Genomic DNA, 21821 nt, shown 5'->3' on the forward strand with positions numbered 1-21821 from the left:
GACAAGCGCTGACGCGCGCGCGCCGATCGACGCCGGCCCCGGCGCGCGCTGGCCCGCGGGTCAGCCGATCAGGAACCGCTCGCGCCAGGCCTGATCGGGGCCGCGCTCGATCAACAGCACGGTCGCGTTGCCAGGGTTGGGCTCGTCCTCGAACCACTCGACCGAGCGATTGAACCAGGCCATGCGGAACGCGCGCTGGGTCACGCCGTGCAGGAAGATCACGTGGTGGTGGAAGTGCGAGCGGTGCAGCTTGCCCATGAAGATCGCGAGCCGCTGGACCACGTCGGCCCGGCTCTCGCCGCTGGGGTAGCGGAAGTAGAACCGGCCGTTGTGATCGCTCATGCGGGTCCGGCGCGCGAACTGCTCGGGCGCCCGCGCCGCCATGCCGGCCTCGTCGAGCCCGTCCCAGTCGCCGAACTCCTGCTCGCGCAGCAGGAACGAGTCGCGGCGCATGACGCCGGCGAAGCGGTCGCCCAGGGCCCGGCGCATCACCAGCGCCTCGGTCTGGACGCACCGCAGGTACGGCGACCGCCACGAGCACAAGGTCGCAGGGTCGAGCGCCAGCGTCGCCAGGGTCGCGCCGGCGGCGAGCGCGTGGGGATCGTCGGCGGGCCGGGTCAGCGGGATCGCGTGATCGGGCATGACCTGGTAGACGGCCGGATCGTCGTTGGCGATCGAGCGACCGTGCCGGATGAGGGCGATGGTGGTGACGGTCGAGTCCATGCGCGGCGGCCGGGCGAGCTCGCCAGCGTACACGGTCGCGCGCGGGCGCCGGCGCCGATCGACGTCCGGCCGCGGGCGCGCGCGCGATTCCGCGCTACCCTGCCGCGCCTTGCCGTCCGTCCGCGATCTCGTGCGCGCCAGCGACCGCGGCCCGGTGCTGCTCACCGGCGCCACCGCGGCCTACGCCGCGTACCTCGGCGCCGGGCTGGCCGCGGCTCGGCCGCTGGTCGTGGTCGTGCCGTCGGACGCGGCCGCGCGCGCGTGCGTCGACGACCTGGCGCTTTTCGGGTGCGCGGCGACGATCCTGCCCGAGCCCGACGGCAGCGCCTACGCCGAGCTGGCCGCCGACCGGGCGGCCGAGGCCACGCGCCTGGCGGTGCTGTACGCGCTGGTCAAGGGCGGCGCCGCGGCCCCGCGCGCGATCGTCACGACCGGCGCGGCGCTGGTGCGCAAGACCTTGCCGGTGGCCGAGCTGGCGGCGCGCGCGGTCGAGATCCGGCGCGGCCAGGCGCTCGCGCGCGACGCCACCGCGGCCCGCCTGCTCGAGGCCGGGTTCGCCCGGGCGCCGGTGGTCGACGACGTCGGCACGTTCGCGGTCCGCGGCAACGTCCTCGACGTCGGCGCGCCGGGCCTGCCGTACCCGGCGCGGATCGAGCTCGACGGCGACGACGTCGACTCGATCCGGCTGTTCGATCCCGGCACGCAGCGCACGCTGCGCGAGATCGACGCGCTCGACCTGCACCCGATCCGGACCGCGGTGCCGTCGTCGGCCCACGACTGGAGGGCCGCGATCCGCCAGCTCGCCGACGACAGCCAGCACCCGTCGTCGGCGACGCGCCGGCTGATCGAGCAGCTCGGCACCGGCGAGCTGATCGGGCTCGACGTCTACGCGCCGGCGTTCCACGCCGCGCTGGCGCCGGTGGCCGCGTACCTGCCGCCCGACGCCGCGTGGCTGTGGTGGGATCCCGACGCGACCCTGGCGGCGATCGACGGTGAGCTGGCCGCGGCCGCCGCCGGCCACGCCGAGCGCCGCGCCCACAAGCAGCTGGCGTTCCCGCCCGAGGCCCACTTCGTCGAGCGGGCCGAGGTCGTGGCCCTGCTCACGACCGCGCGCCGGCGGGTGGTGGTGCCGGCGCTGGCGATCGTCGACGATCCCCGCGGCGTCGGCGCCGACGTCGTCGCGGTCCAGATCGATCCGCTCGCGACCCTGCGCACCCAGCTCGAGCGCGCCCGCGTCCAGCACGACGATCACCTGGGCGATCCGCTGGTGCGCGCGATCGCGGCCGCGCGCGCCGACGGCAACGTCGTGGTCTTGGCCGCCGACAGCGCCCAGCGCGCCGATCGCCTGCACGGCCTGCTCGAGGGCCACGGCGTCGCCGCCGACCGGGTCGAGGGCGTCGAGCGCGTCGCCTGGGTGGCCGGCGCGGCCGCGGCCGAGGCGGTGCAGATCGTCGTCGCGCCGCTGTCCCGGAGCTTCGCCAGCCCGGCCGACGGCCTGGTCGCGATCGCCGCCGCCGACGTGTTCGGCGTCAAGCGCCACGCGCCCCGGACCAAGAGCGCCAGCAAGCGCGCCAAGGACGCGCTGCTCGGCGGCGTCGGCGACTTCGCGCAGCTCGCGCCCGGCGACTTCCTGGTCCACCAGCTCCACGGCGTCGGCCGCTACCGCGGCCTGGCCAAGCTGCCGCTCGGCGGCACCGCGATCGACTTCCTGCAGCTCGAGTACGACGGCGGCACGCTGTACCTGCCGGTGTTCCGGCTCGGCGAGGTCCAGCGCTACGTCGGCGCCGAGGGCCACGGCCCCCGCCTCGACAAGCTCGGCGGCCTGACCTGGGACAAGGCCAAGACCAAGGCGTCGCGCCAGGTCGCGGCGCTGGCCGAGGAGCTGCTGCAGGTCTACGCCCAGCGCGCGACCCTGCCCGGCCACCGATTCCCGCCGCCCGACGAGATGTACCGCGAGTTCGAGGCCGCGTTCCCGTACGAGGAGACGCCCGATCAGCTCGCGGCGATCGAGGCGACCGCCGCCGACATGGAGAGCGCCAAGGCGATGGATCGCCTGGTGTGCGGCGACGTCGGCTACGGCAAGACCGAGGTGGCGCTGCGCGCGATCATGAAGTGCGCGCTGGCCGGCAAGCAGGCGCTCTTGCTGGCGCCGACGACGATCCTGGTCGAGCAGCACGCCCGGACGATGCGCGAGCGGTTCGAGTCGTGGCCGGTGCGAGTCGGCAAGCTGTCGCGCTTCCAGACCAGGACCGAGCAGCTCGCGACGCTGCGGGCCCTGGCCGACGGCCACGTCGACGTCGTCGTCGGCACCCACCGGGCGCTGTCGCCCGACGTGCGCTGGCAGGACCTGGGCCTGGTGGTCATCGACGAGGAGCAGCGGTTCGGCGTGGCCCACAAGGAGCGGCTCAAGAAGCTCCGGGCCCACGTCGACGTGCTGACCCTGACCGCGACGCCGATCCCGCGCACGCTGCACCTGGCGCTGACCGGCATGCGCGACCTGTCGATCATCGCGACGCCGCCGGCCGATCGCCGCGCGGTGCGCACGTTCGTCGCCCAGGTCGACGCGGCGCTGATCAAGGGCGCGATCGAGGCCGAGCTGGCCCGCGGCGGCCAGATCTACTTCGTGACCCGCCACATCGACGGCGTGGGCCCGCCCGACGCCACGCGCGCCACCACCGCGCGCGCCGACCTGTCGCTCAAGCAGTGGGCCGCGCTCCTGCAGCAGCTGGTGCCGCGGGCCCGGGTCGGCATGGCCCACGGCGGGCTCGGCGCCGAGGCGCTCGAGGACGTCATGGTCAAGTTCGTCGGCGGCGAGCTCGACGTGCTGGTCGCGACCACGATCGTCGAGAGCGGCCTCGACATCCCGCGCGCCAACACGCTGTTCGTGGCCCGGGCCGACGCGTTCGGGCTGTCGCAGCTCTACCAGCTGCGCGGCCGGGTCGGCCGGTCGAGCGCGCGCGCCTACTGCTACCTGCTGGTGCCCGCGCCCGAGCAGCTCACCGACGAGGCCCGGCGCCGGCTCGAGGCGCTCCAGCGGTTCACCGAGCTCGGCGCCGGCTTCCAGATCGCCTCGGCCGATCTCGAGATCCGCGGCGGCGGCGAGCTGCTCGGGGCCCGGCAGTCGGGCTCGATCGCCGCGGTCGGCTTCGACCAGTACGTCCGCATGCTCGAGGAGGCGGTCGCGCAGCTCCGGGGCGAGCCGATCCACCACCCGGTCGACCCCGAGCTGACCGTCGACGTCCCCGGCTACATCCCCGACGACTACGTGCCCGACCCCGGCCAGCGCCTGGACCTGTACAAGCGGCTGTCGGCGATCGAGGACGAGGACGAGTGCCGGGCGCTGCTCGACGAGCTGGCCGACCGGTTCGGGCCGGTGCCGGGCGAGACCCTGCTCCTGGCCGACCTGATGATCGTCAAGGCCCTGGCCCGGCGGCTCGACGCCACGACCATCGAGCTGACCCGGGTGCGGCTGGCGATCGGCCTGGCGCCGTCGACGCCGGTCGATCCCAAGCGCCTGCCCCGGGGCTGGCGGCTCGACCGCGACGGCCGGCTCCACACCGCCTTCGACGCCGAGGCGGCCAAGGCCCCGACCCAGGCGGCCCGTCGGCGCTTGCAGGAGCTGGGCGCGCGTGCTACCTGACAGGCGAAATCCGTAGCCAGGAAAGGCAGTTATGCGCACCGCCAGGCTCTTCGCCATCGTCTTGGCCACTTCCCTCTCGCTCGGACTCGCAGCCTGCGAGTCCAAGGGCAAGAAGTCGAACCAGGCCGCGCCCGCGGCCGGCGGCGGCGGCGCCCCGGCCCAGCCGCCCGGCGACCTCGCGACCGTGCTGGCCACGGTCGACGGCACCACGATCACCGTCGGTGAGTTCCAGGATCGCCTGAACCGACAGTCGCCGTACATCCGGGCCCGCTACACGTCGATCGAGCAGAAGAAGGAGTTCCTCGACAGCCTGGTGCGGTTCGAGGTGCTCGCGGCCGAGGCCGCCAAGCGCGGCTTCGACAAGGACCCGGAAGTGGTCCGCACGATGAAGCAGGTGATGATCCAGAAGCTCCTGCGCGACGAGTTCGAGACCAAGGTCACGCCCGAGTCGATCACCGAGGCCGAGATCAAGGCCTACTACGACGCCCACGCCGACGAGTTCCTCAAGCCCGAGGAGGTCCGGGCCTCGGCCGTCGTGGTCAAGACCCAGGCCCAGGCCGAGCGCGTCGCCAAGGAGGCGGCCGGCGACGCCGGCAAGACCAACAAGGGCTTCCGCGATCTGGTGTCGACGTACACCACCAACGACGAGCAGAAGCTGCGCGGCGGCGACCTGCGCTACCTGTCGACCACGACCAAGGACGTGCCCAAGCCGGTGATCGCGGCCGCGTTCGCGCTGGCCAACACCGGCGACGTGTCGGGCGTCGTCGACGCTGGCGACGGCACCTACTGGGTCCTCAAGCAGACCGGCCGCCGCAAGGCGCTGACCCGCACGCTCGAGGACGCCACCCAGACCATCCGCAACAAGCTCTACCGCGACAAGCGGCTCGAGACCCAGAAGGCCTTCGTCGAGGGCCTGCGCAACGCCGCCAAGGTCGAGATCCTCGAGGACAACCTCGCCAAGGTCCGGGTCGACACCTCGCTCGAGGGCGGCGATCCCCACGGCGACGCCGCGCCGCTGCCCGACTTCAGCCAGCCCCTGCCGCCGCCGACCACGCCGATGCCGATGCCCGAGCCGCCGCCGGTGGCCCCGGCGGGCAAGTAACCCAGGCAACCCCGCCCTCGCCCGCTCGGTCCAACCTCAGGCCCCCTCATGCGCACCCGCCTCCTCGCCCTCGCCCTGCCGCTCGCGGCCGCCCTGGCCGCCCCCGCCGCCGCGCAGCCCGGCGACCGCCCGCGACCGGCGCGGCCAAGCCGCGGCCGACCTACGTCGTCGATCGCGTGGTCGCGGTCATCAACGACGCGATCGTCCTCGACAGCGAGCTGAGCGTCCAGCTGACCCCGTACGAGGGCGACCTCGAGGGCATCGACGATCCCAAGGAGCGCGCCCGCCGCCGCGACAAGCTGCGCGCGCAGGTGCTCGACGAGATGATCGCCGAGGAGCTGATCGTCAGCGCCGCGTCCGAGGCCCGGCTCGAGGAGATCACCCCGAAAGAGGTCGATCAGATCATCCGCGAGACCAAGGACGACAACAAGCTCGACGACGCGACGTTCCAGCAGGCGCTCGCGGCCCAGGGCGTGACCCTCGCGCAGTACCGGACCAACGTGCGCCGCCAGCTCACCCGCCTGCGCGCGATGAAGATGCTGGTCGCGCCCAAGGTCAACGTGTCCGACGAGGAGGTCCGCGCGCAGTACGACCAGATGGTGCGCCGGTCCGAGGCGGTGTCCCAGGTGCGCCTGGCCCACATCCAGCTGGCGCTGCCGGCCCGGGCGACCGACGCCGAGGTCGCCGCGGCCCGCGCCAAGGCCGCCGACATCATCACCCGGGTCAAGGCCGGCGAGGAGTTCGGCAAGCTGGCCGCGGAGTTCTCCGACGACGCCAACTCCAAGACCTCGGGCGGCGAGCTCGGCTGGATCGAGCGCGGCACGCTCGAGCCCGCCTGGGAGCAGGTCGTGTTCGCGATGGAGCCCAAGGAGGTGCGCGGCCCGGTCGCCGGCCCCAACGGCCTCGAGGTGTTCTACGTCACCGAGACCAAGCGCACCGAGATGAAGCCCTTCGACAAGATGAAGGATCAGATCAAGGGCGAGCTGCAGCAGCGCGGGATGCAGAAGCAGACCACGCAGTGGATCGAGGAGCTGCGCAAGAAGGCCTACATCGAGGTCAAGCTGTAGCGGAGCGACGCGACGGTGGGGACGGAGGTGGGGGGGGACGGAGGACGCGGCGGGATCGAGGGAGGCGCGGAATCGGAGTCGGGGTCGCAGCCGGCGTCGGAACCGGAACCGGAGTCCGAACCGGAACCGGAGCCGGAGCCGGAGCCGGAGCCGGAGCCGGAGCCGGAGCTGGAGCCGGAATCGGAGCCGGAATCGGAGCCGGTCGAGGAACCGGAGCCGGGGTCGGAACCGGCCGGCTCCCGGCTGTCAGCCGCCGGTCGGCGCGCGCCCGCGTCTCACCCGGCGGCCGTGACCGGCCCGCAGGTCGAGCACGGATAAGTATTGCAGACCAGGCACAGCACCTTGGCGCAGCCACGACAGACGATCGAACAGTCGCCGCACAGGCGGTGACCAGCCGGGCACGTCGACGTACGCGGGCCGAGCAGGATGTTGCAGTTCTGGCAGCGCGTCACGACCGCATCGGGGAACGCCGCCACCGGCACCACCGCCGCCGGCGGCGCGAACGGCGAGCGCGTCGGCGCGGTCGCAGCGACGGCCGCGACCGACGAGCGGTCCGCCGCGGGCGCCACCGCGGCCGGCGGCGCGAACGGCGAGCGATCCGCCACCGCGGCGACCGGCGTGACCGGCGTGACCGGCGCGACCGGCGCCACCGCGGGCGCCGCGGCCACCGCCGGGGCGCACGCCGGACACGCGCGCATGCCGCACGACAGGCACACCAGCGCGCCGCAGGTCGGGCACGGGATCGTGCAGTCCGGACACATGCGGTGCTGCTTGCCGCAGGTGACCATGGGCTGGGCGTGCGAGCCGCAGTTCGAGCACGCCGGCGTCGCCGCCTCGGCCGCCGCCGGCGGGGCCGCCGCAAGATCGATGAAGAACTCGCCGGCGTCGATCGGCAGCTCGGCGCGGTGCTCCTCGACCCACTGGGCCGCGCGGCCGTTGAGCGGGCTCTTGGTGTTGTAGCTCTGGAACGCGAGGATCTCGCCGACCCGCTGGATCAAGTGATCGATCGGCTCGCCCGCGGTCCAGTCGTCGCCGATGCACACCGCGTGCGGCGCGATGTTCGGGTGGAACACCGGCGTCAGCATCCGGAACAGCGGCGCGTCGCGCGGGTAGCCGCGCGGCATCGAGACCTCGAGCCAGTGATCGTCGGCGATCTCGATCGTGTCGCCCTTCTCGCGCAGCGACTTGACCTTGAGCCGGATGCGGTAGCGCTCGGGCGGGTTGCCGACCACGCCCTCGATCGTGATCCGCGGGTGCAGCTGCGCCAGCCGGCGCAGCGCCTCGTAGTCGGCCTTCAGGCGACGCAGGCGAACGTTGTCCATGATCACGGTCCCCGGGGCTGGAGGTCGTCGAGCTGATCGAGCTGCCCGCGCTCGATCGCGTCGACCAGCGCGCGCATGGTCTCCGACGGCAAGCTGATGCCCTCGGCCGCGCCGCTGGGGCCGCCGTGGGTCCAGGTGTTGAGCCCGACCAGCTGGCCGCGCGCGTCGAACAGGCCGCTGCCGCTGTCGCCGGGGATCACCGGCAGATCGGTGAACAAGAGCTCGTAGGTGCCGGCCGGCGTGGCGTGGGCCTCGCGCCGGAGCAGGCGCCCGTGCACGACCTTCCAGCCCTCGCGGTACGGGTTGGGCACGAACGTGACGCTCGCCGACGGCTCGAGCCCGCTGGCGTCGGGGCTGATCGTCACCGGCGCCGGCGGGTCGGTCATGGGCAGCTCGACGACGGCGACGTCGAGCGGCGGCGGCGCCGCCCAGCGCACCGTGCCGCGGCCCTCGCGCCCGTCGGACAGCTGCACCCAGACCGGGTGGGCGTCCTTGGCATGGCGCGGGGCGCCGACCGCCGCGTACGGCATGGCCACGTGGCTGCAGGTGACGATCCACGCGCGGCCGGCGTCGGCGGCGACGATCGCGCCGGTGCCCATGGCCAGGCCGCGGGCGTCGCCGTCGCGATCGGGCGCCAGCACCACGACCGTCGCGTCGAGGATCCGCTCGACGTTGGCGGTCACCGCCAGCGCGGCCCGCGGCGGCATCGTCGTGTAGCGCCCGGCGAAGCCGCCCGACAGGCCCCACCAGTGCAGCGCGCCGAGCGCGAGCGCGGCGCCGCCGGCGACGATCGCCACGACGTGGCCGACCACGAACGGCAGCCGCCGAAAGTGCCGCTGCCGGCGCAGCCGCACCAGCGCGACCACGCCGACGACCAGCGCCAGCGCCCCCAGGCCGGTGGTGCGTCGGCTCGATCCGCGCAGATCGTCGATCAGCGCGGTCAGCGGGCCGATCGCCCGGGGCGCGAGCAGCCCGCGCAGCGCTAGCGCCGCGGCGACGCCAAGCGCCAGCGACACCAGCACCGGCGCCCACCGCAGCGCCCGCCGCCAGATCGCCTCGCCCGCCGCCTCGCCGCGGCGACGCTCGACCGCGGCAGAGATCGTGGCGCGATCGATCACCAGCCCGGCGGCGCCGAGCTCGGCCCACGCGGCCTGGCTCCGGCACTGCGCGCACACCTCGCCCGGCGCCAGGCGCGCCGGCCCGGCCTGCCGGCACGATGGACACACGGTCGTCGTCAGCCCGACGTCGCGCGCGGCCGCGCGCCGGAACCAGCGCCTGCGCGGCGCCGCGGTCGGCGGGGGCGCCGCGGTCGGCGGGGACGCCGCGGGCGCCGCGGCCGGATCGACCGCCACGTCAGCCACCCAGCGCGATCGTCGCGATGAGCAGCAGGTAGCAGCCGCCGATCGCAGCGCTGCCGTAGCCCATCGCGAGGTAGGTGCCGCCGGTGCCGGCCAGGAGCGCGCGCTTGCGGTGCGCGTAGACCCCGGCGATCGGACCGATCAGCGGCGCGGTCACGCCCAGGAGCGAGAAGATGAACATCCAGATGAGCGCCGTGCGCGAGCCGGCGATCGCGCGGTCGCGCTCGACCATCTTCAGGTACTCATCGCGCGTGATCGGATCGGCCCAGGGGAACCGGGCGCCGCACGAGCACACCAGCAGGCTGGCCGAGATCGCGCGGCTGCAGGCCGGGCACTCCTTGGCGTCGCCCCAGCCGGCGCCGACCAGCACCGGCAACGGCGGCTTCTCGGCCACCGCCGCCTGCTTGCAGCCGTACGAGCCACACCCGCCGATCTCGCTCCAGCACGACTGGTGGTAGTCGGTGTGGCACTCGGTGCAGGTGGTGACCGCCTCGCCCTCGGCGAGGATCGTGTAGCAGATCGAGCAACGCGCCATGGCTAGCTCCTCACCATCTTGATGATACCCAGCGCCGCGCTCGCGAGCGCGACGATCTCGAGGGACGCGAGCACCGAGCGACGCGCCAGCAACGGCGGCGCCTGCCGGACCCAGGTCGTGACCACGGCGGCGACGAAGACCAGCATCGCGACGAACAGCAGCGGCCCGGCCGGGTGGAACCCGAGCGCGGCCCCCAGGTGCCCGTGGGCCAGCGCCACGAAGCTGCGGGTCATCCCGCACATGGGGCAGTCGGCGTGGAGCAGCGCCCGCGACAGGCACCCGACGCCCAGCGGCGATCCGTCGGGCCACGCCACGACGTCGCCGCGCGGCACCAGCACCGCGGCCAGGCCCAGCTGGGCGGCGGCGAGCGCCGCCCCCGCCAGATCGAGGCCACGGCCGGGCGAGCGCGGCGGCGCGATCACCGGGACCCCATCCGCACCATGAGGATCAGCCCCCACGCCACCAGATCGAGGATGCCGAGCACCATGCCGGCGGTGGCCAGCCCGCCGCCGCCGTAGGTCGGGTTCATCGCGATCTCGCGCTTGGCCGAGCTCGAGCGCGAGATCGCCAGCGGCCCGAAGATGACGCCGCAGATCAGCAGGCCGATGATGCCGAACACCAGCGACTGCACGGCGCCGGGCGCGTTGACCTTGGGGCCGTGGTAGATGCCGTCGGGGCTGGTGATCGCGCGGCAGTACGGGCACAGCGGATCGCCCATCATGATCACGTTGCGGCAGGCCGGGCAGTGCATCATGCCGGCGGCCAGCGGCGGCGGCGGCGGCGGCGCGTTGTACACCGGGGCGTCCAGGCGCTTGAGCGGCGCGTTGGCGCAGCCAGGCGTGGCGCAGCCGCCGTAGCTGTTCCAGCAGCGCGCGTGGTGGTTGCCCTCGCAGGCCGTGCACACCGAGGCGTCGGTGCCGAGCTCGAGCGCGGTCTTGCAGGCCAGGCAGGTCTCGCCGTTGAGCTTCAGGTTGACCTTGAGATTGCGTGCAGCGTCCATGTCGCGTCCCTCCTTGCGCGTGTCCGTGATGCGGATCCGTCCCCGTCGTTCGGCCTCAGCCCCCCTGAGGCGTGCGCTTCTGCCGCTCCTCGAAGTCGAGGATCGTACTGCCGACGACGATCTGATCGCCCGAGACCAGGCGGCGCCGCCGGACCTTGGTGCCGCCGACCTCGGTGCCCATGCGGCTACCCAGGTCCTCGATCTCGTAGGTCGTGCCGACCCGGTGGATCGACGCGTGGGCCGGATCGATCTCGGCGTCCTTGTACAGGTACACGTCCGAGGCCGGCGCGTTGCCGATCACGGTCGGGGTCTTGAACAGGATGAACGACTTGCCCGCGAGCGGCCCGGTGCGGACCCGCAGCCACGCGTCGCGCGCGAGCCGCTCGACCAGCGCGACGAAGACGCCGACCGACAGGCCGACCGCGAGCAGCCCGACCAGGCGCGCCGACTCGCTGCCCGCGAACAACGACGAGGTCCCGAACCGATCGATCGGATCGAAGAACATGCCGCCCAGCGCGCCGCCCAGCGCGCCGCCGATGGCCGAGTTGCGGAGCTGCGGCCGGGTCGCGCGGACCAGGTTCATGCCGACCCCGGTGGCGGCGCCGACGCAGGCCCACGCAGCGCTGCGGCACACGGTCATGAAGAAGAAGCTCGATCCGCTGACCTCGCGCACCGTGACGATCAGCGCGTCGGACCCGCCGGTGACCTCGCCGTGGAGGATCCGCCCCGAGATCCACATGAACAGCCCCGCGGGGATGAAGGCGAGCAGCGCGAACAGCGACGCCAGGAAGCTGCCGAGCAGCGCGCGCTCGGCCATGCGCAGCCAGTTGCGGGTGGTGAGGCCCTCGGCGAACAGCAGGCCGAACGCGATCAGCGCGGCGGTCAGGGGGAACAGGATGATCAGCGGCCACACCGGCTGGTCGACGGCCCCGAACGACCCTGACCGGCTGGTCGGCCGGATCGCCGCCGCGACCAGCCCCGGGCCCTCGGCGAGGCCGGTGACCTCGATGCGGTCGCCGACCTGGATGTCCTCGGCGCTGGCCAGGGCCGGCTCGCCGTGGGCTCCGGGCTCGAGCTTGACCCGGGCCACATCGACGTAGGCGACGTGATCGCCGACGGTGATGGCGATGATGCCGTCGGGCGCGTCGAAGGGATCGGCGTTGACGAGGATCACCTCGCCGCCGAACGACGGCATGTCGTCGATCTTGGGCTCGAGCAGGAGCCAGCACACCAGCGCGCCGACCACCGCGGCCAGCGGCAGGTGGAACATGCTGTTGAGCAGCAGGCGCCGGACCGGCGAGACCGGCGGGGTGTCGGCGACGATCCGCTCGCGGCCAGCGCGCTCACGCGCCAGGGCCTGATCGACCTCGGTGGTGAACAGCTCGTCGCGTTCGATGCGCAGGTTGTCGTCGCTCATCGCGTACCTCCATCGGCGTGACCAGCGGGCGGCGCCGACGGCGGCGCGGGGACAGGTGCGGGCGCGCTCGGCGGCACCGCGCGCGCGCTCGGGGGCAGCGCGGGCGCGCTCGGCGGCGGTGCGCTCGGCAACTGCGCGGGCGCGCTCGGCGGCGGTGCGCTCGGCCCCTCCGGTGCGACCGGGCGCGGCCGCGGCTCCCCGCCGGCCGCGCGCGGCAGGGTCCCGCGCGGATCGAACGTGCGCAGCTGCGCCTCGTAGCGCGCGCGGTTGCCGGGGTCGAGGTGCGCGGCGGTCGCGAGCAGGCGCCGCGCGCGCTGCGCGTCGCCGGCCTTGGCGACGTCGGCGGCCAGCTCGGCGTACAGGCTGCCGACGCCCGCCCGCTGCTCGGCCACCTCGCGCACCAGGTCGACCCGCAGCTCGGCGCCCTGGCGGGTCACGTGCTGGATCGCCGCCAGCGTCGCCTCGGCCGAGCCGCGATCCGCGCCGAGCTGCAGCAGCCGCTCGCGGATGGCCTGGAGCTGCGCCACGGCCTGGGCCGGTGCCGGCGCGCCGCCCGCCGCCGCGGCGGGATCCGGCGCGCCGCCCGCCGCCGCCGGACCGAGCGTGGCCTGGAGCGCCGCGATCGCGCTGTCGACCTCGGCGATCGCCTGCCGCACCGGCCGCTGGACCGCCTGATCGCCCAGGGTCTCGCGCAGCACGCCGACCAGCTCGTTCTGCAGCGACGCGACCGCGAGCTGGGTGCCCTCGGCCCGGGCCTTGGCGACCTCGACCTGGGCCGCGGTGACCACGGCGCCGGCCCGCGACGCGCCGATCCAGTGGCCGACGAACCCGGCCAGGAGCACCAGCACCACCGCGACCATCACGAACGTGCCGAGCGCGCCGATCCGATCGTCGTCGTCGTCGCGCTCGTCGCGCCCGCGCCGGCGCGGCTCGTCGCGCCCGGCGCGATCGTCGGCCTGCTCGACCGGCTTGGCCTTCTTGTCGGTCGGTTGGGCCGCGGTGCGGTTGCCGTCCCAGGTGTGCTCGCGCGCGCCGATGGCGTAGCGGCGCATGCGCCACACCTCGTTGTCGCGCCAGCTGAACACCCCGTGCTCCTTGCTCTTGGGGTCGTAGACCAGCGCGACCTGGAACGGCAGGTTGAAGAAGCTCTTGTGGATGAACTGGTCGCGGTCCGACAGGAACACGCCGAAGCCGGGGTGGGTGTGGTACCAGCCGACGACGCGCTTGCCCTGGTGGCGGGTGTCCATCTCCTTGTGGATGTGATCCCAGGTCGCGTGCGTGAACGTCAGCTCGGCGCCCTTCTCGTCGGCGTGGAGCGCGTCGATCGTGGTCTCGATGTTCAGGTACGGCCCGCTGTCGTCGTGCAGCACCTCGCCCACCAGGACGCCGCCGATCTCGCGGGTCGTGTCCTTGGTCCCGCGCTCGACCGCGCGATCGAACGCGGCCTCGGCGATGAACACCTGCAGCTCGTGCTTGGTGCGCGGCCGCGCGGTCTTGCGCAGCTCGGACGTGTCGATGCCCCGGACGTCGAGTGAGGTCATGTCGCGCTCCCCTGGGGCTCGGCCCCGGCCAGCGGGCCCAGCACCTGGGCCGCGTCTCCATCGAACAACCACGCCTCCTGCCGCTCGAGGCCCTGACGGGCCACGATCACGTCGAACAGCGGCAACCCCAGCTCGGCCGGGGTCTGGGTCAGGTCGACGTCGCCGTCGCGGCCGATCGACGACGCGATCTCGACCACCCGGTGGCTGCGGCAGGTCGGGCACGCGGCCTCGGACTCGCGCACCGCGCCCAGGACCGCGCGCCCGGGCGTCGCGGTCCCGCAGCTCGGGCACGACAGCCGCACGATCACGTCGCGCGACAGGTCGAGCACGGCGCCGGCGCCGAGCGTCGCCTCGGCCCGATCGAGCAGCGCCGCCAGCGTGACGTCGGCGCTGCCGAGCCCGAGCCGGACCAGCGGGCCCAGGTGCTCGTGGCCGGGGCAGTCGGGCCGGCGCGGGTACGTGACCCGGCTCACCTCGCTCGACAGGCCGTCGATGTGCAGGCCGGCGCCGGTCAAGGTCGGCTGGTCGTGGACCAGCTTGATCGCCTCCTCGACCTCCATCGCGCCGATGATCGACGCGGCCACCGCCGAGGTCGGGACGTGGCCGCGCGCGACCGCGGCGCGGGCCAGGAGCGCGCACGACCGCCGCTCGGCCAGCAGCCGGCGATCGGTGGCGTTCATCGTGCACTCGTAGCAGGCGCCCTGATCGGGCCGGAACACCCGGACCACGCCGGCGAGCCCCTCGATCGCGCCGTCGACCCAGGGCGTGCCGGTGCGCGCGCACGCGCTGTTGATGAAGACACGCGCCTCGCGGTTGTCGACCGCGCCGATCACCACGTCGGCCCACGCGAACACGCCGAGGCCGGCGGCCGCGAGCACGTTGGCGTCGATCGCGTGCGCGCGCACGTCGGGGTTCAGGTCGCGCATCTGCCGCACCGCGACCGTCGCCTTGGGCTGGCCCTCGTCGGCCGCGCGGAACAGCACGCTGCGCGACAGGTTCGAGCGCTCGATGAGATCGGGATCGTAGACCAGCGTGTCCCCGCTGCCGATCAGCGCCAGCAGCTTGAGGATCTCGTTGCCGAGCGCGCCGGCGCCGACCACCAGGATGCGCGTCCGCGCCACGCGCGCCTGATCCCACCAGGTGATCAGCGTCTGGCGGTGGTAGCGATCGTTGCGCGCCTGATCGGCGAGCGCGTCGGCGGAGATGCGCACGTCAGGCCGCGCCGGCCGTGATCTCGGGCTGGATCCGGACGATGTCGCCGGACGCGACCTGCTGACCGGCGAGGGTCTGCTCGTCGAGGAGCTGCACCCCGAGGCGCCGGTGGTGGAACTTGTAGCTCATCAGCTGGCCATCCGGCGCGTGCTTCGGCAGGTGCAGCTTGTCGGCCAGCACCATCAAGATCCGCTCGACGGCGACATCGTCGGGCACCTCGACGTTCAAGCGTCGGTTGCCGGTCGCGTCCCATACTTCCAGGCTGATATCACCCACGACGTGTACCTCCCGACCCCGTTGTTCTCGAAATCCGACGCATTTGTCTAGCGGTGACTGCGACCACCCGCAAGATAATTTCCGACGCGCCCCGTACCTTCACGCAACTGGCCGATCTCAATGGCGCGCGGCGGTCGGCGCAGGCACCAGCGACGCCGATCTCGATCGGCCCAACCTTCGCCCGGCGCTTGGGCCGCTGTCCCCGCGGCCCCCGACCGATCGCGCAGGGGACGAACCTACCCAAGCGCACTGGTCTTGGCCCCACGACGACTTACAATCGACCGCAGTGAGCGAGAACCGTCGCACCGCAACCCGTCACCCGGTCGACCTCCCCTGCGCCCTGCGCGAGGGCGCGATGCCCGAGGTCCGGATCAACAACCTGTCGGTGGGTGGCGCGCTGATCGTCCATCCCAAGCTGCCGATGGGCCATCGGCTCCACCTCTCCTTCCGCGTCCCGGCGGTGCCCGATCAAGAGATCAGCATCGGCGCGGTCGTGCGCTGGTGCACCGACCACGAGGTCGGGGTGCAGTTCGACGGCCTGCGGCCCAAGGACGTATGGGCGCTGTCCAAGTACTTCGAGTCGCTGTAGCCGTCGCGATCGCGGCGGTCGCGGCGCCGGCCGTGGCCGCGCCGGTGATCGCGGTGGTCGACGCGCGCGGCGGCGGCGGCGGGCAGGCACCAGCGGCGGCGCTGGCCGCGGCGCTGACCGCGGCCGGGCTCGCGCAACCTACCGGCGACGTCGCCGCGGCGCTGTCGGGGCGCGACGACGACGACCTCGCGCTCGACGCCGCGCTGGCCGAGGCCAGCGACGGGTTCGGGCAGCTCGACTGCGGCCGCGCGCGGCCCTGGGCCGAGACCGCGGCGACGCTGGTGGCCGGCCGCCGCGCCGCCGGGCTCGACGACGCCGACCGCGGGGTCCGGGCCTGGACCTACCTGCTCCTGTGCGCGGATCGCGACGGTGATCGCCCGGCCGCGCGCCACGCCGCCGATCGCGTGCGGGCGCTCGGCGGCAGCGCCGCGGTCACCGCCGACGTCTGGGCCCGCTACCCCGACATCGACGCGACGATCGATCGGGACATCGTCGTCGTGACCGTGACCGGCCCCGCGGGCGCGGTCGCGACCCTCGACGATCGATCGATCGGACCGGTGCCGGCCACCGCGTTCGCGCACGCCGGCCGCCACCTGGTGGCGATCGCCGCCGGCGACGTGCGCGGCGCGACCTGGGCCACCGTGCAGGGCAAGCCGCTGACGATCGCGGTCGAGGCGCGGGCGGGCCGCCCGTCGACGCTGGCGCCGCTGACCGGGGCCGTGCGCCAGGCCCGGACCGCGGGCGTCGACGCGAGGGCGGCCGCCGCGATCGCCGCCGCGGCCAGGGTCGAGCTGATCGCCGCGATCGTCGACGGTGACCGGATCGAGCTGTGGCAGCGGCAGGCGACCGCGACCGTCGCGATCGCGACCGGCGACGTCGACGCGGTGGTCGCGGCCGCGCAGGCCGCCTACGCCGCGGCCCACGAGCGCGCGCCCGACCCCGACCGGCCGCTCCTGCGCGACCCGCCCAAGCTGCCGAACCACGGCAAGCGCGCCGAGCTCGAGCCCACGCGCTGGTGGGTCTACGCCGCGATCGGCGGCGCGCTCGTCGCCGGGGCCGTCGCGATCTACGCCGCCGACGCCGGCGACGACCACCAGCGCTTCGAGCTGACGTTCCCATGACGTGGCCCCGCGCGATCGCCGCGCTGGTGCTCGCGCTCGGCGTCGTGCTGGGCGCGCGCGGCGCCGGCGCGACGCCGCGGCTGCCGATCACGATCGAGCGCTCGCCGATCGTCGTGCGGGCCGAGGCCGGCCTCGAGCGGGCCGCGGCCCGGGCCGCCGACCGCGCCGAGCGCTCGCTCGCCAAGATCCAGGATGACCTGTCCGACCTGCCGCGCCCGACGACGATCGAGATCCGGATCGTCGCCGACAGCGCCGATCTCGCCGGGGCGGCCCCGCCCGGCCGCGGCGCCCCGCGCTGGGCCGCGGGCGTCGCCTACCCCGACGTGGGCGTGCTGGTGCTCGCGGTCGGGCGCGGCGGCGCGCGCCACGATCTCGACAAGACGCTCGATCACGAGCTCGCGCACCTCGCGCTGGGCGCCGCGGTGCCCCGGGCACCGCGCTGGCTGCACGAAGGCTTCGCGTGGCAGCACGCCGAGGATCTCGACTTCGCGCGGATCGAGACCCTGGCCGGCATGGCGTGGTTCGGCTCGGTGATCCCGCTCGAGGAGCTCGAGTGGCGCTTCCCCGCGGCCGAGGCGCCGGCGTCGCGCGCCTACGCCGAGAGCTACGACCTCGTCGGCTACCTCGCCCACCGCGGCCGCTACGTCGAGCGCGACGACGACGGCGATCGCTACCCGTTCCAGGAGTTCCTGCGCGCGCTGGGCCAGGGCAAGTCGCTCGACGAGGCCGCGGTGTTCGGCTTCGGCGTGCCGATGGACGAGCTGTTCCACGAGTGGAAGTCCGACCTGTCGCGGCGCTACCTGCTGGTCCCGGCGACGGTGTTCGCGACCGCGATCTGGCTGTTCGCCGCGCTGCTGTTGATCCTCGGCTACTGGCGGCGTCGGCGTCGCGCCCGCGCGACCCTGGCCCGCTGGGCCGACGCCGACGCCGCCAGCGACGCGGCCCGCGTGCACGCGCCGCCCGCCGCCCCGGCCTGGGCCGAGCCCGATCCGCTGGCCGAGGCCGATCCGCTCGACGATCCGCCCGAGCCCGAGCCGCCGCGCTGGATGAACTGATCGCGGAGCCGTGATCGCGGAGCCGAGGGTTCGCCCGGGCGGATCCCGATCATCGGGGCTCGGCGCACAGCGCGAGGAGGCGCCCGACGCCGTCCCAGCCGGCGGACGCGAGCGTGCAGTCGTCGGGCGCGAACGCGACCGCCGCGGCCCGGCCGGCGTGGGCCCGCACCACCAACCGCCGCGCGCGCGTGCGGACGTCCCAGATCTCGAGCGTGCCGTCGAGGCGCGCCAGCGCCAGCCGGTCGCCGCGGCGATCGAGCGCGCCGTCGAGGATGGCCGCGCCGGGCGTGACCAGCCGGCCGCGCGCCCCGTCGTCGGCGGCCGACCGCAGCTCGACCGCGCCGTCGTGATCGATCAGCGCCAGCACCTGGCCATCGCCGGACAGCGCGACCGCGCTGGCGCCGACCGCCGGCCGCCGCGCCTGCAGGGCGTCGCCGTCGAAGCGCGCCAGGGCGCCGTCGGTGAACAGCAGGTAGCCCGGGCCGCCGACCCGCGGCGTGGCCACGTCGAGGACCGGCTCGGCGGTGTCCATCAGGTCGTGCGTCCGCTGCGCCTCGATCGCCCACGCCTCGACGGTGTGGCCGTAGCCGAACAGCACGACGCGATCGATGGACGCGTAGATCAGCCGGCGCACCCGGAGCGACGCGGTCTGCCAGGGGCCGGGCCGCTCGACGCCGGTCGCCGGCTCGACCAGCCGCAGGCCACCGTCGCCGGCGATCCCCACGGCCAGCAGCTGGTCGTCGGGCGCGAACGCGAGCGACTTGACCGTCTGCCCGGCGAAGACCCGCTGCCACCGTCGCCCGGTCGCCGGCTCGACCACGTGGACGCCGGTGCCGCCGAACGCGACCCAGCGGCCGTCGCCCGACCACGCGACCGACGCCAGCCCGTGGTCGTCGATCACGCGATGGATCCGACCGCCCGCCGCCGGCTCCCAGGCGACCAGCGCCCCGGCGCCGAACGCGACGACGTGGCCGTCGACGAACGTGGCGTCGGTGGCCTGGTCGCGCGCCGCCACGTGCAGCCAGGTGGCGAGGCCGGGCCGCCACAGCGCGACGCCGTCGGCGCCGACCACGATCACGTCGCCGTCAGGCGTCGCCTCGAGCCGGACCACGGCGCCGACCGGCGCCGGGCCCGAGCGGACGATCGTCCCCGCCGGCAGCGCGACCAGCGCGACCTGACCGTCGGCGCTGCCGATCACCAGATCGTCACCGACCGCGACGCCCGCGGTGGCCGCCGGCATCCGCCGGACCAGGTCCGGCGCGAGCGTGCGCACGACCCGATCATCACCGAGGAGCGCCAGCGACCCGTCGCCGCACCAGGCGACGGCGCCGGGCGCGCCGTCGCCCGCCGACCGCGCGGCCAGCAGCCGCACCGGATCGCCCGGCGCGCACGGCTGCACCTCGCGGGCGCGGCCGTCGCGGTCGATCGCCAGGTACGCCCCGGCGTTGCCGGCGATCACCCAGCGCCCGACGGCGTCGAGCGTGACCGGCCCGCCGCCGGCCTCGTACCGGCCGACCACCGTGAACGCGCGATCGTAGCGCACCACGTGATGGCCGCGCGAGCCCGCGGCGATCACCACGGCGCCGCCGGCGTCGAGGAAGCGCGCGCGCGTGACCTCGTCCGGCGCCAGGTCGAGCACCGTGCGCGCGCCGCGATCGAGCAGCACGATCGCGCCCGCCGCCAGGCACAGCCGGGCGCCGTCGGCACGGACGTCGAGCGTCGCGCACCCGTCCTCGTCGGCCAGCCGCCGCACGATCATCCGCGGCGCGGCGCGGAACGTCGCCTCGATCCCGGCGGCCGCGGCGGCCGCGCCCAGCTCGCGCGCCTGGGCGGCGAGCGCCAGCGCCTCGTCGCGGCGCTCGGCCACGACCGCGTCGAAGGCCCGGGCCACCACCATCGTGCGCAGCGCGGCGCGGGCCTCGGCCCGCGATCGCCGGGCCTCGGTCGCGCGGCGCTCGGCCAGCGAGCCGAGGACCACGGCCACCGTCGTCACCGCGACCAGGCCGGCCGCGCCCGCCACCAGGCCCGCCGGGTGCCGGCGGGCCAGCCGCGCGCCCCGGTCCCACAGCCGATCGCGGTGGGCCGCGAGCGGCGTGCCGTCGAGGAACGCCGAGAGATCGCGGGCGAGCGCGGCGGCGTCGGGGTAGCGCTCGGCCGGCGCCGGCGCCAGCGCGCGGGCCAGGAGCGAGCGCAGCTCGCGCGGCACCCGCCGGGGGATCGCCGCGGCGTCGGGCGCCCCACCGACCAGCACCAGGTGCAAGAGCGCGCCGAGGCTCCAGACGTCGGCGGTCGGCCCGGCCGGCTCACCGCGCGCGAGCTCGGGCGCGCGGTAACCCGGCGTCCCGCACACCCCGCCGCGCGCGGCCTCGACGACGGTCGCGGCCAGCCCCCAGTCCATCACCACCACCTCGCCGTGCGCGCCGACGCGGACGTTGCGCGACGACAGATCGCGGTGGACCACGCCGCGGGCGTGGGCGTAGGCGATCGCCTGCGCGCACTGGAGCACCGCGCGCACCAGCGGCGTCGGGTTGCGCCGCGCCGACGCCGCGGCCGCGACCTCGGCGAGGCTCTGGCCATGGACCACGCGCATCGCGTAGAAGCGCCCGCCGTCGGGATCGATCCCGGCGTCGAGCACCGCGACGATGCCCGGGTGATCGAGCCCCGCGGTGACCCGGGCCTCGCGCAGGAGCGCGGCCTCGGCCGCCGCGTCGCCGTCCTGACGGACCTGCTTGAGCGCGACCTCGCGCGCGAGCAGCCGATCGTAGGCGACGCGCACCCGGCCCATGGCCCCGACCCCGAGCTCGCCGCCGAGGCGGTAGCGCGGCCCGTCGAGCGCGACGTCCTCGCCGCCGGCCTCGTCGGCGACGGCCACGCCGTCGCTGCGCGGCCCCACCCACTCCGACTCGAACCGCGCCGGCCCGTCCGCCGGCTCACCCGCGGTCATCGGCGACGTCTCCTGGGTACAGCAGGAGCTCGATCCAGCCGTTGCGATGCGACGTGACCAGGTCGCGGCGGATCCCGGCGCTCGCGAGCAGCCGCCGGGTCTTCATCAGCGTGATGTCGAGGCGGTGGCGCAGCGTGCTCGGATCGACGTCCTCGTGCCACAGCTCGGCGGCGAGCGTCTCCCAGCGGACCGGGCCGCCGAGCGCCAGCAGCTCGGCGATCAGCCGCGCCGGGCGTCCGCCCAGCACGCACGGCTGGGGCGCGCCCTCGCGCCAGACCTGGACGCTCTCGAACGCGCTGATGATGCGCAGGCGATCGCTGTTGCGGAGCGGCACGGTCTCGACCGCCGCGGCCTCGACCGCCGCGACCGCGATCGCCCGGAACCCGACGCCGTCGACGGTCACGGTCGCGCCGGCCCGCAGCGGGCGCGCGCTGCCCTTGCCCACGCGCACGCGCCAGGCCAGGCCGTCGCTCCAGACCAGCGCCGCCGCCTCCGACACGTAGCCGATGACCAGGTGCGGCGCGGGCCGGGTCACCACCGAGGTCACGCCGAGGAGCACCTGCCGGGCCACGCCGTCGGCCTCGAGCGCCAGCACCTCCTGCGGCAGCGTCACCGTCACGACCTCGACCACGACCTCGGGCGCCAGCTCGATCTGCTGCCCGGCGCGCAGCTCGAGCCGCGGCGTGTCGCGTCCTTCGCAGCGGATCCGGCCGCGCAGCGCGAGCAACACCAGCTGGCTGCCGCGCAGGCTGACGTACCCGTGCACCTCGGACACCCGGCCGTCGTCGATGCGGACGTCGACGGTGTACGACCGCCCCAGCACCGCGCCCGGCGCGGCCACGACGACCGCGCCGTCGGGCAGGCGCAGGTGGGCGCAGGGCAGCATCGACCGAGGATGGCCGCTCGGCGCGAACCGATC

General features: G+C 74.9%; 18 protein-coding genes. 6 read left to right on the plus strand and 12 right to left on the minus strand.

What is annotated here, in order from left to right:
• Nucleotides 1-60: 60 nt before the first annotated feature.
• Nucleotides 61-723: a histidine phosphatase family protein gene (locus tag IPL61_05830; protein ID MBK9030849.1), complete on the minus strand. Its 663-nt coding sequence runs from the start codon at nt 721-723 to the stop codon at nt 61-63.
• A gap of 109 nt (nt 724-832) precedes the next feature.
• Here IPL61_05830 and mfd point away from each other — a divergent pair, with 109 nt between their 5' ends.
• The 3 genes from mfd to IPL61_05845 all read left to right on the plus strand — a co-directional run bounded on the left by mfd (nt 833) and on the right by IPL61_05845 (nt 6532).
• Nucleotides 833-4363, plus strand: a complete 3531-nt coding sequence (gene mfd, locus IPL61_05835) for a transcription-repair coupling factor (protein MBK9030850.1) — start codon at nt 833-835, stop codon at nt 4361-4363.
• A gap of 61 nt (nt 4364-4424) precedes the next feature.
• A complete protein-coding gene (locus tag IPL61_05840; protein ID MBK9030851.1) occupies nt 4425-5465 on the plus strand; it encodes a peptidyl-prolyl cis-trans isomerase in 1041 nt (346 codons plus the stop codon).
• 176 nt (nt 5466-5641) lie between these two features.
• Nucleotides 5642-6532, plus strand: coding sequence for a peptidylprolyl isomerase (locus tag IPL61_05845; GenBank protein MBK9030852.1), 891 nt, complete (start codon nt 5642-5644; stop codon nt 6530-6532).
• A gap of 275 nt (nt 6533-6807) precedes the next feature.
• On the opposite strand, the gene IPL61_05850 is transcribed toward IPL61_05845, so the two are convergent.
• The 9 genes from IPL61_05850 to IPL61_05890 are packed head-to-tail and all read right to left on the minus strand — an operon-like array spanning nt 6808 to nt 15193.
• Nucleotides 6808-7854, minus strand: coding sequence for a hypothetical protein (locus IPL61_05850; GenBank protein ID MBK9030853.1), 1047 nt, complete (start codon nt 7852-7854; stop codon nt 6808-6810).
• A 2-nt stretch (nt 7855-7856) separates the two neighbouring features.
• The gene (locus IPL61_05855) at nt 7857-9215 is read right to left on the minus strand and encodes a trypsin-like peptidase domain-containing protein (GenBank protein ID MBK9030854.1); all 1359 of its coding nucleotides are present in this window, start codon (nt 9213-9215) and stop codon (nt 7857-7859) included.
• Nucleotides 9208-9747 (minus strand): hypothetical protein, encoded by a 540-nt coding sequence (locus IPL61_05860; protein MBK9030855.1) that lies wholly within the window; start codon nt 9745-9747, stop codon nt 9208-9210. The genes IPL61_05855 and IPL61_05860 overlap by 8 nt, the downstream gene beginning before the upstream one ends.
• 2 nt (nt 9748-9749) lie before the next feature.
• Nucleotides 9750-10169, minus strand: a complete 420-nt coding sequence (locus IPL61_05865) for a DUF2752 domain-containing protein (GenBank protein ID MBK9030856.1) — start codon at nt 10167-10169, stop codon at nt 9750-9752.
• Nucleotides 10166-10747: a DUF4190 domain-containing protein gene (locus IPL61_05870; protein ID MBK9030857.1), complete on the minus strand. Its 582-nt coding sequence runs from the start codon at nt 10745-10747 to the stop codon at nt 10166-10168. The genes IPL61_05865 and IPL61_05870 overlap by 4 nt, the downstream gene beginning before the upstream one ends.
• Before the next feature lie 55 nt (nt 10748-10802).
• A complete protein-coding gene (locus IPL61_05875; GenBank protein MBK9030858.1) occupies nt 10803-12164 on the minus strand; it encodes an FHA domain-containing protein in 1362 nt (453 codons plus the stop codon).
• A complete protein-coding gene (locus IPL61_05880; GenBank protein ID MBK9030859.1) occupies nt 12161-13705 on the minus strand; it encodes a Mov34/MPN/PAD-1 family protein in 1545 nt (514 codons plus the stop codon). The genes IPL61_05875 and IPL61_05880 overlap by 4 nt, the downstream gene beginning before the upstream one ends.
• Nucleotides 13702-14916 (minus strand): ThiF family adenylyltransferase, encoded by a 1215-nt coding sequence (locus IPL61_05885; protein MBK9030860.1) that lies wholly within the window; start codon nt 14914-14916, stop codon nt 13702-13704. Before IPL61_05885 ends, IPL61_05880 begins: the two co-directional genes overlap by 4 nt.
• A 1-nt stretch (nt 14917) precedes the next feature.
• Nucleotides 14918-15193, minus strand: coding sequence for an EsaB/YukD family protein (locus IPL61_05890; GenBank protein ID MBK9030861.1), 276 nt, complete (start codon nt 15191-15193; stop codon nt 14918-14920).
• Nucleotides 15194-15479: 286 nt separating this feature from the next.
• On the opposite strand from IPL61_05890, the gene IPL61_05895 reads away from it, so the two are divergent.
• The 3 genes from IPL61_05895 to IPL61_05905 are packed head-to-tail and all read left to right on the plus strand — an operon-like array spanning nt 15480 to nt 17958.
• A complete protein-coding gene (locus IPL61_05895) occupies nt 15480-15782 on the plus strand; it encodes a PilZ domain-containing protein (protein MBK9030862.1) in 303 nt (100 codons plus the stop codon).
• 32 nt (nt 15783-15814) lie between these two features.
• Nucleotides 15815-16903, plus strand: coding sequence for a hypothetical protein (locus IPL61_05900; GenBank protein MBK9030863.1), 1089 nt, complete (start codon nt 15815-15817; stop codon nt 16901-16903).
• Nucleotides 16900-17958, plus strand: a complete 1059-nt coding sequence (locus tag IPL61_05905; GenBank protein ID MBK9030864.1) for a hypothetical protein — start codon at nt 16900-16902, stop codon at nt 17956-17958. Before IPL61_05900 ends, IPL61_05905 begins: the two co-directional genes overlap by 4 nt.
• Before the next feature lie 49 nt (nt 17959-18007).
• On the opposite strand, the gene IPL61_05910 is transcribed toward IPL61_05905, so the two are convergent.
• Together IPL61_05910 and IPL61_05915 are read right to left on the minus strand one after the other, a co-directional pair.
• Nucleotides 18008-20902 carry a protein kinase gene (locus tag IPL61_05910; protein MBK9030865.1) on the minus strand — a complete coding sequence of 965 codons (2895 nt, stop codon included), beginning with the start codon at nt 20900-20902 and terminating at the stop codon, nt 18008-18010.
• Nucleotides 20889-21788 (minus strand): hypothetical protein, encoded by a 900-nt coding sequence (locus IPL61_05915; protein MBK9030866.1) that lies wholly within the window; start codon nt 21786-21788, stop codon nt 20889-20891. Before IPL61_05915 ends, IPL61_05910 begins: the two co-directional genes overlap by 14 nt.
• Between the last annotated feature and the right edge of the window lie 33 nt (nt 21789-21821).

Source organism: Myxococcales bacterium, assembly GCA_016717005.1.
GTDB lineage: Bacteria > Myxococcota_A > Polyangia > Haliangiales > Haliangiaceae > UBA2376.

Excerpts from the sequence above, each read along its gene's own strand:
- IPL61_05880 (MBK9030859.1), bottom strand. The coding sequence starts at position 13,705 with ATGACCTCACTCGACGTCCGGGGCATCGACACGTCCGAGCTGCGCAAG.
- IPL61_05915 (MBK9030866.1), bottom strand. The coding sequence starts at position 21,788 with ATGCTGCCCTGCGCCCACCTGCGCCTGCCCGACGGCGCGGTCGTCGTG.
- IPL61_05875 (MBK9030858.1), bottom strand. The coding sequence starts at position 12,164 with ATGAGCGACGACAACCTGCGCATCGAACGCGACGAGCTGTTCACCACC.
- IPL61_05830 (MBK9030849.1), bottom strand. The coding sequence starts at position 723 with ATGGACTCGACCGTCACCACCATCGCCCTCATCCGGCACGGTCGCTCG.
- IPL61_05905 (MBK9030864.1), top strand. The coding sequence starts at position 16,900 with ATGACGTGGCCCCGCGCGATCGCCGCGCTGGTGCTCGCGCTCGGCGTC.
- IPL61_05910 (MBK9030865.1), bottom strand. The coding sequence starts at position 20,902 with ATGACCGCGGGTGAGCCGGCGGACGGGCCGGCGCGGTTCGAGTCGGAG.
- IPL61_05860 (MBK9030855.1), bottom strand. The coding sequence starts at position 9,747 with ATGGCGCGTTGCTCGATCTGCTACACGATCCTCGCCGAGGGCGAGGCG.
- IPL61_05870 (MBK9030857.1), bottom strand. The coding sequence starts at position 10,747 with ATGGACGCTGCACGCAATCTCAAGGTCAACCTGAAGCTCAACGGCGAG.
- IPL61_05850 (MBK9030853.1), bottom strand. The coding sequence starts at position 7,854 with ATGGACAACGTTCGCCTGCGTCGCCTGAAGGCCGACTACGAGGCGCTG.